Below are 15890 nucleotides of genomic sequence, written 5' to 3' on the forward strand. Positions count from 1 at the left end.
TGAGTCTCCACCAGCGTCGGCAACAAGTCTGCAAGGTCTCGACGGTATCTCGCCGATTGCTGAAGCGCTGCTCAAGAAGTTGGCAGGTAAAGCACGCACGGGTCGACTAGACGAGTTGACGGCACTCGAGCTCCTGCACGAAGCAGTATTGCTTTGACCTGATCCGCGTCGGTATCAAAAGCAGTCTCCCGTTCGTCACGTCCGTCGCGTCCGGGCCAGGCCGATTGCGCTGCGAGCGTCTTCGCGCTAAACGAAGAAGAAATCCCGCCAAGTGGCCGCCCGCAAGCCTGCCGTCCGTCATAGAAACGCTCGATTGCCGTTACAGCTATGATCGTCGCACGCTAAGCGTCGATCACGCGGTATGGGCCAGCTAGTAGCCGTATCCGCCATCAATGCATCGCAAAGCGCACGATCCACAGGCCATCTTAAGCGTGGACCCAGCAACGTCTTGACAGAAAGTTGCGATCTTCGGTCTGCGGTGCGGAACTTCGGCGGCTACTTCGGCGGCGCGTTCTCGCCGGTGGCAGCGGGCTTCATCGTCGACCGCACCGGCTCTTACTCGCTGGCCTTCGTGATCGGTGGCGCGATTGCGGGGTGTGCCGCGTTGTTCTACTGGTTCATGGCCCGCACGCGCGTAGAAGACGATGCGGCCGTGTCAGCGCCCTGAGCTGTCGATCACCGTTTTCGTCACGCCCGGCGATGCCTCGATCTCCTGCGCGGTGAAGGTAAAGCGTGACCACGCCTGCCGCGCATAACGCCGCGTTCCATCGCGGTAATGCGGCGAGGCGGGGTCGTCCGACTCCGAATGGGCGAGCAGCGTATCGGCCTGCGGACCGTCATCGCCGAAGCGCACCACCTGCATATAGCTGTTGCCGTGTGCATCGCGGTCGAGCACCAGGCCCTGCTTGTTCAGGTCGTGCAGCGGACATTCGACAGTGAAATAGCCTTCGGTATCGCAGCCGCCGTAGAGCGAAATCTTCGTGTCGTGATCGAGCGCATAGAGCACGTCGCCGCGCGCCGAATTGAGCGCAAAGCCGTTGTTCGTCAAGGCGAGCGAGGCCGACGCGAGCGCCTGAGCGAGTGCGGGATTGTCGGGCTTCAGCCCCGCAGGCGTCGCGAGCGGACGCTTCGGATCGAACGGCTCAGTGTAGAGTTGGGCATCGGGAATATCGCTGGCGCGTCGCCAGAACTGATCCCAGAGATTCGCGCCGCGTGCATCCACGCTGCCCTTGCCATTCCATGCGCGCAGCACGCGGCACGACTCGCTCAGATCGACCGTCACGCTGGCGCCGCCCTTTTGCTTCACCTGCACCGCACGCGATACGCTGCCCACCTTGCATACCGAGTCGAGCAAGGGCTGACGGAACAGGCGCTCCGACATCGACGAACTATCGAGCACCGTGTCTTCCAGCGCATCGCGCGTGACGTGGCGCGGATCGTCGATCAGTTGCGCGGCCAGCGCATGGCCGAGCCGCGTGCGTAAGGACTGCTCGGCGCCCGTCGCACCGGTCACGCGATCGAAGCCGGTCAGCGGCGTGCGCGGATTCGTCAGCCAGTAACTGCCGTTGAAGTTGCCGACATAGTCCGTGTTCAGCAGGTTCGGCATGCGCGCGGCGGGCAAGGCATCGGCTTGCAGCGGGTTATGTTCGCCCACGGTCCATGAGCACGCCGAACGCGAGCCATCGAAGAACGGCACGCCGGGCACCTTCGCATCGAAGGCGCGGCCGAGTGGCGTCGTGCAGGCGGCCACCAGCGCATCCGGTGCGTTCGGCACCGCTCCGATATCGGCGAACCAGACACGCGGGTCGTTGCGGCCGATCGCGAAGGTGTTGACCCACGGCATCGCCGCGTACTGCTTCTGGATCGAGACAAAATCGTCGAGCGACTTCGCCTGATTCCACGCGAGGAAATTGGCGAAGGCACGCGCATTGTCCGCGTTGATGTCGTGCAACGCGAAGGCCTGCTGTCCGGTCCACGCGAGTTGCGGGGCCATCGACGAGAGATCGACCAGTGGACCAAAGCGCGAACGATAGAGCGTGCGCGTGACCGGATGGGTGGCGCCGCCCGCGTCGTCGCGCACCTGCACGGTGAGGTGCACCGGCTCCATGCGTTCTTCGTGACCATCGTATTCGTAGCGGGTCGGATCGTCCTTCGACAGCGTCAACTGGAATACGCCGAAGCGCCGCGCGCTCGATACGGTATGCGTCCACGCAATGTCGCCATTGAAGCCGATCACGACCACCGGCACCGCGAGAAAGGACACGCCTGCCACATCGAGCTGGCCGGGGATGGTCAGCTGCGTCTGATAGAAACGGTCCGGACCGCTCCAGAACCAGTGCGGATTGCCGAACAGCATGCTGCGGCCGTCGTCCGTCACCTTGCCGCCGAAGGCGAGTGCGTTGCTGCCGATACCTGCGTGGCCGCCGACGTCCATCGATACGCGTTGCGTGTTCTTGCTGGTGGCCTCTTTCGCACCGGGCGGAGCGGCATTCGCGATGCCTTCCACGAAGCGCGCGGCACCTCCCGCGAGACTCAGTGCGATAAGCCGGCGGTACACGTCATCGCTGGAAATGTGGCCGAGCCACGGCGCGCTCGCGCATTGCGCATGCGCGCCCGGGTGTCGTGCAGCATGCATTTCATCGACGTAGCGGTCGTAGCCGCTGGCGTAGCCATCGATCAGTTCGCGCAGCTTCGCGGGTTGCGCCGACTTGTAGTGTGAGACGGCGGCATCGTCCGCCATCATGCGAAAGAAGAAATCCGAGTCGAGATTACGTGGTTGTCCATAGGATGATGGCGCGCTCGCCCGCGCTTCGCCGCCGAAGTACGCGGAACGCTCGCCGCGCCAGGTGACGAAGGAATCGGCCAGGGAGCAGAGATCGTCCTGTGCCTGCGAATAGCCCACGCCGTAGCCGAGACCGGCCCAGTCGTATGCGCGGATATGCGGCACGCCATCGCTGGTGCGCCAGATATCGGCCTTGTATTCACGATGAGACGCATGCGTTTCAGTGGAAGCGGTGAAATCTTGACGCGAAACACAACCGAAGAGACACGCGGATGCCACCGCGCACAAGCCAGCAATCAATCGATGCATAAGAGTAGTGTTCAATGCGCGAAGCTGATCGGCGTGCCGCCGCGCGGATGAGGCACGATGCCCATGGGAATGCCGTAAATGGCTTCGAGCGTGTCGGCGCGCATGAGTTCGACTGCTGGCCCGCTGGTGAGAAGACGGCCGCCCTTCAGCGCGATGAGGTCATCGCAGAAGCGCCCCGCCATGTTGATGTCGTGCAGCACCACCACCACCGACAGCCCGCGCTTCTGGCTCAGTTCGCGCACCAGACCGAGCACTTCGATCTGATGCGCGATGTCGAGCGCCGAGATCGGCTCGTCGAGCAACAGGCAGTCGCTGTCCTGCGCGACGAGCATGGCTAGCCATACGCGCTGGCGTTCGCCGCCCGAGAGGTTATCGACGGGACGATCGGCGAATCGCACCACATCGGTCAGTTCCATTGCTTCGAGCACTTTCGCGCCGTCCTTCACGCCGAAGCGGCCGAGCGCGCCATGCCACGGATAGCGGCCGAGCGACACCAGTTCGCGCACCGTCATGCCGTCCGCTGCGGGCGGCTGCTGCGGCAGATAGGCGACCTTGCGCGCCAGCGCACGGTTTTCCCATTCATCGAGCGCGCGTCCCTCGAAGCGGATGGTGCCGCCGGTCGGCTTCTGCTGTCGCGCCAGCAGCTTGAGCAGCGTGCTCTTGCCCGAGCCGTTATGGCCGATGAGACCGCATACGCGCCGCGCGGGCAGCGTCAGGTTCAGCGGATGCAGCAGCACGCGCGTGCCCAGCGAGAACGACGCTTCCTCTGCCTCGTAGGTGATGCCTTCAAATACTTCGTGATTCTTGACGATTGGTTTCATCGCGTCCTCAAAGCGCGGTGCGTCCACGCAGCATCAGCCACATGAAATACATTCCGCCGACCAGCGTGGATTGCAGGCCCACCGGAATCTGATAGGGAAACAGCAAGTTGCGGCCGAGCCAGTCAGCCAGCACCATCACCAGCGCACCCAGTAGCGCGGCGCCCGCCAGTTGCGCGGCGGGACGCCGGAAGCCGAGCATGCGGGCAAGATGCGGCGCCATCAGGCCGACGAAGCTCAACGGGCCGACGACCAGCGTGGCCGCTCCGGTCAGCGCGGCGGCGAGCAGCATCAGCGCCAGGCGGCTCGTGTCGAGCGGCACGCCGAGACTGCGCGAAACGGTATCGCCCAGTGGCAGCAGGTCGAGCCAGCGCGCGAAGGCCAGCGACGCGAGCATCAGCACGATGAACGACGCGCACGAAAACGCCGCATCGTTCGATGCCACGCCATAGGTCGAGCCGGACAACCACGCGAGCAGATTGGCCACCCGTGGATCGCCGGTGGCCAACAGCACGCTCATCAGCGCGCTGAACGCGGTGCCGAGGGCGACGCCGAGCAGCAACATGCGTTCGGGCGCGAAGCGGTAACGGCGGCCCAGCGCCAGCATGACGACCAGCGTGCCGAATGCGCCGATGGCCGCCGCGCCGGTTTGCGCGAACCGTCCCGCATCCTGCGCGATGAAGGCGAGCGCGAACACGCCGAGCGATGCGCCCGACGAGATGCCGAGCACTTCGGGACTGGCCATCGAGTTGCCGGTGACGCGCTGGAGGATCGCACCGGCGACAGCGAGCATCGCGCCGGCGGACAGCGCCACGGCCACGCGCGGCGCGCGCCAGTGCAGCAGGGCCTCGACGCTCCATTGCCAGCCGGTCGTCGATACGCCAAGCGACAGGCCGAGCATCGATGTCAGCACCAGCAGCACGAGGCCGGGCACGATCCAGCGCCATACGTCGATATGACGGAATTCGCTTGCACCGGAAGACAGGTCGACCGTATTCGGCAGCGCGGGAAGACGCGGCAGCAGCCAGAACAGAAATGGCGCGCCGAGCAGCGACATGGCCGCACCGGTCGGAATGCCGGAGCGGCCGCCGGGAATCATCTGGACGATTTCATCAGTCATCCAGAGCAAGGCTGCACCGAACAGCGGCGACCAGGCCAACCGTGCACGAAAGCGCCGCGCGCCCGCGAGACGCACGATCAACGGCGCGAGCATGCCGAGAAATCCGATCACGCCCACCGATGCCACCACTGACGCACTCAGAAACACCGCCACCGCCAGCGCACCGATCCGCACCATGCGCAACGATACGCCGAGCGATTGCGCGCCAGCATCGGACAGCGACATCATCGTCAGCGGGCGCACCAGCGCAACCGTGAGCACGGCACCGACTGCCAGATGCGGCACCAGCGTGCGCGGCGCGTCCCAGTTGTTCTGCGCGAGCGACCCCGCGCCCCACATGAACAGCGATTGCAGCGCCTCCCGATGCAGCAACGTGAGCACCGCGCCGATCGAGCCGCAATAGAACGTGACAATGAGACCCGCGAGTATCAGCGCGACCGGTGCGAAACGTCTGCGCCACGACAGCATCAGCACGACGAGCATGCCCAGCGTCCCACCCGCGAGCGCGAGCCATTGCTGCCCCGCGAAGAGCCATTGCGGCGCGACGAGGGTGACGACAGTGAGCGCCAGCGAAGCTCCCCCCGATACGCCGAGTGTGGTCGGTTCGGCCAGCGGATTGCGCAACACCTGCTGAAAGATCGCGCCCGCCAGCGAAAGTTGCGCACCGCCGAGCAGGCACACGGCGATACGCGGCAACACGCTCTCATGCACGATGATCTGGCGCAGATCGCTCAGGTCCGGGCGCGTGAGCGCGCGCCACCACATATCGGCGGGCAGCAGCGCAGCGAGGTGGCGCATCGACAGCAATAGTGCGCAGAGGCACAGCGCGGCGACGAGCCACGCGGGATGCATGTGCAGGCGGCGCGTGTGCGCATTCATGGCGACGGTCTTAGCCATGCGTCACCGTCAGTCCATCGGCCAGTCCGGTGGCGAACTGCACGGCGCAGGAACTCGCGCCATAAGTGAAGAAGCCCGGCAACGGATGCACCCGCCCTGCTGCCACGAAGGGCAGACTGCGCCACAGCAGGCTGCGCGAGAGATTGCGCAAGGCGAAGTCATCGCGCTCGCCGTGGCTGATGTAGAACAACTGTGCATCGTGCATCGAGGCGAGATCTTCGATATCGAGCAACGCGAAACCGCTGTTGGTGTCGCCATGCCACGCATTGCGCACGCCCAGACGGGTCATGACATCGTGCAGCATGCTGTTGGGTCCGTAGACGAACAGATGCCGGCCGTCGTCATAGAGATCGACGACCAGCGCGGGCCGCACATTCAGCTTCGCGACCTTCTGCGCGTATTCGGCGATCTGGCGATCGACATCCGCGAGATAGATCGAAGCCTCTGGCTCGCGGTTCAAGACCGCCGCGAGACGCCGGGTTTCCTCCGCCGCGCGTGCATACGGCTTGCCGCGTTGTGCGTCGTAGATGTCGATGCTATGGGTCGGCGCGATGAATCTGAGTTGCGCGTCCAGATTCGACTGGTCATCGTCGCGCACGATCAGATCGGGCTTGAGTTGCGCGAGCAGTTCGAGATTCGGCTCGCCATGCGAACCAAGTTCGAGCACGCCCGCAGGCATGACGGGCAGCGCGCCGGTTTCCGGGTAACTGTCGCGTTCGGCCAGCGCCAGCGGCGTCGCGCCGATCGACACGAGCATCTGCGCACCGGCCCAGCTGAGCGAGGCCACACGCACAGGCACACTCACGTGCGTCGCCGCCTGAACCAGCGTGGTGAACGGCAAGAACGCAAGGCCGCCGAGCAGGCGGCGGCGCTTCGGATCAGGCATGAAACGATGAACCATTACCTAGAGCGAGACACGTTCGCGCGTGGGCGGTTCATTATTGAGCGCATCGCCCAAGCCTTCTTCGACGAGCTGGCCGTAGTCGAGCTTCACGTAACGGTCGGCCAGATGGAAGTAGCGGTCATCGTGCGAAATGACGAGCACGGCCTTGCCCTTCGCCTTGAGTTCGGGAAGCAGCTGGCGATAGAAGACGTCCTTGAAGACGGGATCCTGATCGGCGGCCCATTCGTCGAACACGTAGAAGGGGCGATCTTCCAGATAGGTGACCAGCAGCGCGAGCCGCTTGCGCTGGCCCTGCGACAGGTCGGTGGTCGAGAACTTGCCTTGTTCCACCTTGACCTTGTGATCGAGATGAAGTGCCTTGAGCAAGGACTGAGCGCGCGCATCGAGACCGTCGAGCTTCAGGCCGTGCAAGGCCTCGAACAGATAGAAGTCGCTGAACACCACGGAAAAGTGCTGACGATAGATATCGCGCTCGGCCTCGTTCACCGGCTTGCCATCGAGCAGGATGCGGCCACCTTCGGGCGCATACAGGCCGACGATCATCTTCGCCAGCGTGGTCTTGCCGCTGCCGTTGCCGCCGATGAGAAACACCAGTTCGCCGGGCCTGAACGCCAGATCGATCGGTCCGAGCGTGAACACTTCGTCCTCGCGCTCGCGATAGTAGCGATGCGTGACGCCTTCCAGCACGATGCTGTCGAACGAGGTGACCGTATCGGCGGGCAGCGTGTCTTCCGGCGGCAGATCGGCGTTGATCGCGTCGATACGCTCGATCGCGACTTTCGCGGTGCTGATGTTGGGCAGCGCGGACAGCACGCCTTCGATCGGCATGATCATGTAGAGGAAGATCATCGCGTAGCCGGACATCACCGGGCCTTGCACCGGGTAATAGCGCGCCAGCAGGAACAGCACGCAACCGATGAAGGCGAAGAAGATGAAGCTGCCCCAGCTCGCAGCCGCCGCATACAGCACATAGCCGCGCGTACGCTGCACGCGCACCGCTTCGATATTGGTGGCGAGCGTGTTGTCAATGAACGCTTCCTTGCGCTTGCGATGCAGCTTGAGTTCCTTCGCGCCATCGAACAAGGCGCGGAAGTGCTTCACCAGATCGTCTTCACGCAGACGCGATGCGCGCAGATGAAAGGCCGCACGCGTGTTGGCCAGATGAAAACCGAGCGAGCCGAGAAAGATCGTGACGATGGCGAACAGCAGGATCTGCCATGACAGATAGCCCAGATACATCAGGCAGCCGATGATGACTGCTCCCTGCATGGCGAGCGTCGGCAGGCTAACGAAGAACACCACGATGGAGTCGAGGTCCGCCGTCAGCACGGACAGCGCGCGCGATGCGCCCTGCCTTTCCAGATGCTGGAACGACGCTGCGCCGATGCGGCGAATGGTGCGCATGCGCAGCGTGGCCTTGGCGTTCTGGCCGAGCTTCATGAACAGCGTGGACGACACCGCACGCGTGACCAGCACCAGCACGCTGAGCATTAGAAAGCGCAGCCCGAGTTCGGCCAGACGCTCACGCGATGCTCCCAGCGCCTGATTGATGAGTGCGACCAGCCCCGCGCTTGCCAGACCGCTGATGATGCTCGTCACCATCGCGACGAGCAGGGTCCAGCGGGAGTTGCGAATCAGATACCAGATCAGCGACATACTTGCTCTCCTCTCCGATGCTGGCAAGCGGCGCCGGCATCGTCTTGCATGACGACTTCAAGCACTGCGCGGAATGCGCAGGTTACCACTGGTAAGTCGCGCGCCCGATGACACTGCGGCGCAAACCATAGCTACAGTAGGTATCGCTCTGACAGTTCACGTAGATGCGGTCGAACAGGTTCTGCGCATTCACCGAGAAGCGCCAGTGCGCGATGTCGTAATGGACGGCGGCATCGAACAGCGTGGTCGACGCGAGCTGGAGCGTGTTGGCCTGATCGCCGAACTGCGAGCCGATATAGCGCACGCCGCCGCCGAAACCGAGGCCCTTGAGCGGACCGGTCTGCAAGGTCTTGTCGAGCCACAGGCTCGCCATGTTGTGCGGCACGTTCGCGGCACGATTGCCCGCATAACCCTGATCGCTGTCGGTGATCTTGCCGTCCATGTAGGTGTACGCGGCGGTCAGGCTCAGGCCCGCACCGAGATCCGCGAGTCCCGACAGTTCGATGCCGCGCACGCGGATGCCGCCGGTCTGCACGACAAAGTTGCCCTCCGGATGATCGAAGTCCGGCTCCACCACATTCTTCTGCTTGATGTTGTAGACCGAGACCATCGCGAAGCTCTTCTGATTCTTCGGCTGGTATTTGACGCCCGCTTCCACGCTCTGGCCGGTGGTCGGCTTGAGCGCCGAGCCGTCGAAGGTACTGCCGAGGCCCGGCTGGAACGAGGTCGAATAGCTCACATACGGCGCGAAGCCGCTGTCGAACAGATAGACCAGACCGGCGCGATACGTGAAGCGGTTCGCATCGTTGTCCTGGCTGTTCGTGCCGGCGATGTTGTCGTATTGCTTGGTGCTGGTCCAGTCCTGCCGCACGCCGAGCGTCGCCACCAGCTTGCCGAACTTGATCTGGTCCTGCGCATAGAGGCCGAGCTGATTGAGCGTATTGTGCACGCTGTAATCCGGCGAACTCGGCAGCACGATGCTGCTCGCGCCGCTGTACACGGGCGAATAGACGTTGATGGATGGCACCGAATCGGCATCGCGTTCGTCCCAGTTGTCCACCGAGCGCGTGTAGTCGAGACCGACCAGCAGCGTATGCTCGACCGGACCGGTGCCGAACTTGAATTGCGCCTGATTGTCGACGGTGAAGACGTTCGACTGCGCCACTGCGGCGTATGCGTAGCGGTCGAGCGTTTGCTGATCGTCCTCGAGGCCCGCGTCACCGACGATCTTCTGATCCAGGTGCGTATGCGTATAGCGCAGGTTCTGGCGCACGGTGACGATATCGTTGAAGCGGTGCTCCAGTTCGTAGCCGATGGCTTCATCGGTCCGGCGATATTCGTTGAAGTCCGGCTCGCCGAGGAAGGTGCCCGTGCCGATGCGTCCGCCCGGCCCTGCGAGCAAGGTGCCGACTGAAGGCAGGTCGACGTTCTGGCGGCCCGTGTCCCGATAGCTGAAATGCGACAGCAGCGTGAAGGTCGTGTCGGCGCTCGGCTTCCATGTCAGCGCGGGCGCGATATAGACATGCTTGTCCTGCACGAAGGCCGTCTGGGTGCTTTCACTACTCGAATCGGCCGTGAAGCGATACAGCAGCGAGCCGTCCTTGGTGACGGGTCCGCTCATGTCGATGCGACCGCCCACCGTGCCGCGCGTGCCGACTTCGATCGAGGCTTCGTGGAACGCGTCTTCGGTCGGCCGCTTGGTCACGAGATTGACCATGCCGCCCGGAATGTTCTGTCCGTACAGCACCGATGCCGGTCCGCGCAGGATATCGATGCGCTCCAGACCATACGTGTCGTAGGTCGGCGACAGCACAGTGAAAAAGTCCTGCGTCGAGAGGCCATCGACGAAGGGGAAGGTATTGGAAAAGCCGCGCACGGTGAAGTAATCGACCGTGGTGTCGAGCCCGCCGTATTGCTCGCCAATCACGCCGGGCGTGTAGCGCAGCGCTTCGCCGACCGTTTGCGCGGCCTGCGCCTGCATCTGGTCGCCGGTAATGACGGAGATGGATTGCGGCGTCTCGATGATCGGCGTGTCGGTCTTGGTGCCGGTGGCGCTGCGTTTGGCCACGTAGCCTTCGACGGGACTCGTCGCGGTTTCCTTCTCGCGCTCGCCCGTGACGGTCACGGGCTTGAGTTGCTGTGCATCGGCGCTGCCCGCTTTCGGCGACGATGCGCCCGTCGCGGGATCCGCGCTCTGGGCGTGTGCGGCGCCACCGAGCATCACCATCGCGGCCATCGCGATATGGCGGCGACGCATGCCGCGCGTCATCCGCGAAGTCCGCGAGCGTTCTGCCCTCTCCCCTCTGTTCATTGCTTGCTGAAGCCTGCGCGCTCTCATGCCCGGCCTTTTGCTTTCGATAGACTTTCTGGTTAAAAGAATCGCGGCGCTCAAACGGAGCTTTTCGCCGCGAACCGATGCGAAGGTTCCAAAACATCGCGCGACTATACCGAGCCAGCGACGCAAATGCAAACGATTCGCATTCATGCGACTACCCTACAGTGCTTCAGAACCGCGCGCTAAAGCGTGTTCATGAGATCGAGCAGGGACGCGGCATCGCTTGCAGAGGTCGTGCCGGCGGGGCTTTCATCGCTTAATGTACGGGCCATTTCGTGCAACGGCCGATGGCTCATCAGCACGGCAAGCGGCGCGTCAATCTGCGCGCGGCGCAACGCGGCCTGCGTGCGCATGGCGGCGAGCGAATCGCCGCCGAGGGCGAAGAACGTGTCGTGCCGGCCGACGCGTGCGACCTGAAGCACCTCGGTCCATACGCGCGCGAGCGTGCTTTCAGTCTCGCCTTCGGGTGGCACGAACGTTTGTGCGGTGCTGTCGTGATGATCGTCGTCGTCTAGAAGACGTTGACGGTCGATTTTTCCTGCCGGATTGAGCGGCATGGCATCGACGATCACGAGCGCGGCCGGCACCATATAGTCCGGCAACGCTTCGCTCAGTCGCGCGCGCAGATCGGTGGAGCTTGCTTCTCCGTCCAACGTGACGAAGGCGATCAGTCGCGACGATCTTGCGATGACGGCTGCTTCTCTTACATTCGGCATCCGAATCAACTGCGCCTCGATCTCGCCCGGCTCCACGCGATAGCCGCGCACTTTGACCTGTTGATCGGTGCGGGCCAGATAGTCGAGTTCGCCCTCCGCATTCCAGCGAACGATGTCACCCGCGCGATACATGCGAGCGCCAGCTTCGTTCGAGAAAGGATCGGGGACAAAACGCTCGGCGGTCGTACCGGGCCGGCTTCGATAGCCGCGCGCCAGCAGTTCTCCACCGATGTACAACTCGCCCGGCACGCCCATCGGTACAGGCATGAGTTGCGCATCCAGCACGTTCACGCTTCTTCCCGTCAACGGCTTGCCGATGGGGATGCGCACGGGTATTTCATCCTGCGTCTGGACGTAGCGCGTGCAATCGAACGTCGTCGCCGTGACCGTCGATTCACTCGGCCCGTACATGTTCACCAGTTCCACGTGGGCGAGGCCCGCCGCTTTCCAGGCGCGCAAGCTGTCGCCGAACATCGCTTCGCCGCCGACCTGCACGCGGCGCAAGCTCGCCAGCGCTTCTCGTGCAGATTTCGGGTCGCTCGCAAAGTCGAGCGCCAAGGCGCTCCAGTAGGCGGTCGTCAAATCCGCCACCGTGATACGCTGCGACCGCACTTCATGCAGGAAACGCGCGCTGTCCCACAAGGTCTCGTCCCGCAGCACGACCGTCGCGCCCATGCATAACGCCGGAAAGAGCTGATCGACGAAAGCATCGAAACTGAAGGTCGAGAACTGGAGCACACGGTCCGCGCGTGTGATGCGCGCCGCGTCGGTCACGGCCTGCGTGTGCCGTGCAAGCGCATCATGGGTGATCTCGACGCCCTTCGGTTGTCCGGTAGAACCGGAGGTATAGATCACATAGGCGAGTTGCGTGCCGTGAATAGCGACGTGCGGATCAGTGTCGACGCAGCCTTCGCCGCAGGTGGCGACATCGAGCGTCGAGACACCATCGAACGCGCCTTCCTGCGATGCGATGACGAGCTTCACGCCGCTATCGCGCGCCATGTAGGCAAGACGCTCGGCCGGATAGGATGGATCGAGCGGAACATAGGCCGCACCGGATTTCATCACGCCAAGGAGCGCGGCGATCATATCGATGGACCGTTCCAGCGCAATACCGACGCGCGCTTCGGCACCGATACCGATTGCCGCGAGCCCGTTCACGATGCGGTTCGCGCGCTGTTCGAGCGCAGCAAAGCTGATCGATTCATTGCCCTGTACGAGCGCGGTATCGTGCGGATGGGCGCTTGCATGAGCCGCGATACGTCGATGAACCGGCGTCGCATCGAGGGTCGCCGTGCTGCGCTCACCGATTCGATTCAGATGCGCGAGTTCGTCCTTGTCGAGCATCGAAACATCGGCAAGCGCACGCGAGGCGTCGATGGTCAAGGCATCGAGCAGCGTGCTCAGATGATGCGCGATACGCTCGATACTCGCGGCATCGAAGTGCTTGCGGGCATAAGAAAAATCGATGCGCAGGCCCGTGCGCTGGGTGATCGAAACGGTCAGCGGATAGTTCGTCTGCTCGCGCGCGGCGATATTCGAGAAGGTGAGACCGTCGTGCGCGGACTCGCGCAGCGCGTCGTCGAGCGGATAGTTTTCGAACACGAGAATGCTGTCGAACAGGGATTGACCGCCGTCGAGCTGCGCAAGCCGCTGAATCTCGTTGAGCGCGACATGCTCATGCTCGCGCGAGGCCACGCTCTGTTGCTGGATTTCGCCGAGCCACTGCGCGACCGGCATCGCAGCGTGCGGTGTGCCGACCACGGGCACCGTATTGATGAACAGGCCCACGATTCGTTCGACACCTTCGAGCGTAGCGGGACGACCTGCCACCGTCGCACCGAAACTCACGGTCGGCGCGCCGGTGTAGCGTTGCAGCAGCAGGAGCCACGCCGCCTGAACCAGCGTGTTGAGCGTGACATGCTGGCTTCGGGCGAAGCGGGTGAGATGGGCGGTGCGAGCAGCGTCGAAGTCGAGCGTCACATCGCCGAAGGTCTCGTTCGTATCATCCTTCGAACGCGGCAGGGACGCGGCCAGATGCGTCGGTCCTTCGAGCGGTGCGAGCAAGCCGCGCCAGAAAGCATGGGCGGTCTCGCGGCTCGACTCGTTACGCGCGAGCCATGCGATGAAATCGCGATAACGGCCACGTGTGGCTTCCTGACGGTTGCTGCCGTAATATTGCAATACGTCCGACAACACTTGGGCCGTGCTCCAGCCATCCAGCAGCGCGTGATGGAACGTCCAGACCAGATGATGCCGCGCCTCACCCGTTCTCACGAGCGTAATGCGCATCAGCGGCGGCTCGGCCATGTCGAAGCCCTGCGCGATCTGCGCTGTCGCGAGCGTATCGAGTGCATCGTCGCGTGCGTCGCGATCTCGCCAGTCTTCCTGGAACACGGGTAAGGTCACGCTGCGAGCCACCCACTGGCGCGGCTCGTCTTCGCATTGAATAAAGCCGGTACGCAAAGCCTCGTGACGCGCGACGATGGCCTGCCATGCTGCGATGAAACGTGCGTCGTCGAGGCCGTCCAGGTCCAAGCGCAACTGATTGATGTAGGCGTTCGTATGCTCGCCCAACAAGCTGTGGAAGACGATTCCCGCCTGCATGGGCGCCAGCGGATACAGGTCGGCGATGCGCGCAGGTTCGATCGGCAAGGCATCGAGTGCAGGTTGATCGAGTTTGGCGAGCGGCACATCCGATGGCGTAATGCCTTGCGCGCCGTTCGTGCAATGTGCGTTCAACGCATGCAACTCTTGTTCGAAGTCGCGTGAGAGAGACGCAATCGTCGATGCGTCGTAACGGTCGCCTCGGCGATGATGGAAGGTGACGGACAGCTCGCCATTCATTACCTGACCGAGTATTTCCAGCGCATGAGCCGGCGTCGCGTCCTTATGTTGCGATGCGCCCGTTTGCTCGCTTGCGCGTTGCCAGCCGCTATCACGATCGAGCGTACCGCCGAACTGACCGAGATAGTTGAATACCACGTCGCTGTTCGATTCACTGCTCAAGACCGCGCGGTGGATGTCGTCACCGGAATACTTCAACAGGCCGAAGCCTGAACCTGCCTGCGGTGCGGTGCGTAACGCTTCCTTGACCCGTTTGATGGCAGCAGCGTGTTCGCCTTGCGCCTGCAACACGACGGGATAGAGCGACGTGAACCAGCCGACCGTGCGGCTCAGATCGGCATGTTCGCCATGCACATCGCGACCGTGCCCTTCGATATCGATGCGCAATCCATCTGCGTGGGCGAATCGCGCAAGTGCGCGCCCCGCTGCTACGAGCAGCAGTTCATCGATTCTCGTGCGATAGGCTGCGTTGGCGTCTTGCAGCAGCCTGCGCGTGGCGTCGCGATCGAGCCTGATCGTTGCACTGACGGGTGGACCGGCATGCGCATGCGTTCGCGGCAGGGACGCGGGCACGGCGAGCACGTCGTTCCAGTAAGGGATTTGCGTGGTGATCTCGAGCGAGCGTGCCGCTCGGTGCTGCATCCTCGCGAACGAACTGAGCGAAGTGGTGCACGGCGGCGGCGCAATCGGTTCTCCTGCATCCAGTTGCGCGCATGCGCGTTGCAGATCGTCGAGAAGAATGCGCCACGATACGGCATCCACGGCAAGATGGTGAATCACGATGAACAGCCGCCACGTGCCGTCATCGATGGACATCGCCAATGCGCGGATCAGCGGTCCGTGCTCGATGTCGAGGCTACCTTGTGCCTGTGCGCAATGACGCTCGATGTCGCGCTTCGGAATGCCGTGCGTTACCGTCATCAGCGTGTGCGTTTCTTCGGGTGCGTAGTGTTGCGACCAGCGGCCGTCATCGGTCCGATTGAAGCGCAGACGAAGGCTTGCGTGATGCGCGACCAATGCATGCAGCGCCGTGTCGAGGTGAGCAAGATTGGGCGCGGTCGTGCGTTCGAGCAGCACGGACTGGTTCCAGTGATCGCGCGAAGGCATCGCCTGCTCGAAGAACCAGGATTGAACCGGCAACAGGGGGAAGGGTTCGTTGCTGGGTTCCGTTTCGCCCGTCTCTTCGATGACACTCTCTTTCGTTTCGACCGCAACCGCTGCGAGTTGCGCGATGGTCTGCTGTTCGAATATCTGACGCGCGGTGACGATGAATCCCGACTGGCGCAGGCGTGCGACGATCTGCAAGCCGAGGATCGAATCTCCGCCCAGCTCGAAGAAGTTGTCGTTCCGGCCGATGCGTTCGATGCCCAGTAGCGTCGTCCAGATTTGCGCAAGATGTGTTTCGAGTGCGCCTTGTGGTGCTTCCCACTCGTGGTCTTCGTCCTGCACCGACGGCACCGGCAGCGCCTTGCGGTCCACCTTGCCGTTCGCGTTCAGCGGCATCAC

The 15890-nt window shown here is 63.3% G+C and carries 8 protein-coding genes; 1 reads left to right on the top strand and 7 read right to left on the bottom strand.

The genetic code is table 11. The features are described 5' to 3' along the window. The first annotated feature begins 448 nt into the window (after nt 1–448). Complete coding sequence (locus NCT04_RS33570; RefSeq protein ID WP_250470129.1) at nt 449–667, top strand: hypothetical protein; 219 nt, start codon at nt 449–451, stop codon at nt 665–667. Here the strand turns inward: NCT04_RS33570 and NCT04_RS33575 are convergent. From NCT04_RS33575 to NCT04_RS33605, 7 genes are all read right to left on the bottom strand, one after another. Next, nucleotides 656–3091 (bottom strand): penicillin acylase family protein, encoded by a 2436-nt coding sequence (locus tag NCT04_RS33575; RefSeq protein ID WP_250470130.1) that lies wholly within the window; start codon nt 3089–3091, stop codon nt 656–658. The genes NCT04_RS33570 and NCT04_RS33575 overlap by 12 nt on opposite strands. An 11-nt stretch (nt 3092–3102) precedes the next feature. Next, on the bottom strand, nt 3103–3912 hold the full coding sequence (locus NCT04_RS33580; protein WP_250470131.1) for an ATP-binding cassette domain-containing protein: 810 nt from the start codon (nt 3910–3912) through the stop codon (nt 3103–3105). 7 nt (nt 3913–3919) lie between these two features. Continuing rightward, entirely contained in the window at nt 3920–5926 is a 2007-nt protein-coding gene (gene fhuB, locus NCT04_RS33585) for a Fe(3+)-hydroxamate ABC transporter permease FhuB (protein ID WP_250470132.1), read from the bottom strand. Beyond that, nucleotides 5919–6812, bottom strand: a complete 894-nt coding sequence (locus tag NCT04_RS33590) for an ABC transporter substrate-binding protein (protein WP_250470133.1) — start codon at nt 6810–6812, stop codon at nt 5919–5921. Before NCT04_RS33590 ends, fhuB begins: the two co-directional genes overlap by 8 nt. Before the next feature lie 18 nt (nt 6813–6830). Next, complete coding sequence (locus tag NCT04_RS33595; RefSeq protein WP_250470134.1) at nt 6831–8486, bottom strand: cyclic peptide export ABC transporter; 1656 nt, start codon at nt 8484–8486, stop codon at nt 6831–6833. A gap of 82 nt (nt 8487–8568) precedes the next feature. Beyond that, complete coding sequence (locus NCT04_RS33600; protein ID WP_250470135.1) at nt 8569–10755, bottom strand: TonB-dependent siderophore receptor; 2187 nt, start codon at nt 10753–10755, stop codon at nt 8569–8571. Nucleotides 10756–11003: 248 nt separating this feature from the next. Continuing rightward, on the bottom strand, nt 11004–15890 hold a 4887-nt coding region (locus tag NCT04_RS33605), incomplete at its 5' end, for a non-ribosomal peptide synthetase (RefSeq protein ID WP_250470136.1).

Origin of the sequence: Caballeronia sp. GAFFF2 (genome assembly GCF_023631485.1) — a bacterium.
In the GTDB taxonomy this organism is placed as follows: Bacteria; Pseudomonadota; Gammaproteobacteria; order Burkholderiales; family Burkholderiaceae; genus Caballeronia.

What these genes read in the sequence shown, in the direction of transcription:
- NCT04_RS33575 (WP_250470130.1), bottom strand. Translation starts at nt 3,091, where the DNA reads ATGCATCGATTGATTGCTGGCTTGTGCGCGGTGGCATCCGCGTGTCTC.
- NCT04_RS33580 (WP_250470131.1), bottom strand. Translation starts at nt 3,912, where the DNA reads ATGAAACCAATCGTCAAGAATCACGAAGTATTTGAAGGCATCACCTAC.
- fhuB (WP_250470132.1), bottom strand. Translation starts at nt 5,926, where the DNA reads ATGGCTAAGACCGTCGCCATGAATGCGCACACGCGCCGCCTGCACATG.
- NCT04_RS33590 (WP_250470133.1), bottom strand. Translation starts at nt 6,812, where the DNA reads ATGCCTGATCCGAAGCGCCGCCGCCTGCTCGGCGGCCTTGCGTTCTTG.
- NCT04_RS33595 (WP_250470134.1), bottom strand. Translation starts at nt 8,486, where the DNA reads ATGTCGCTGATCTGGTATCTGATTCGCAACTCCCGCTGGACCCTGCTC.
- NCT04_RS33600 (WP_250470135.1), bottom strand. Translation starts at nt 10,755, where the DNA reads ATGACGCGCGGCATGCGTCGCCGCCATATCGCGATGGCCGCGATGGTG.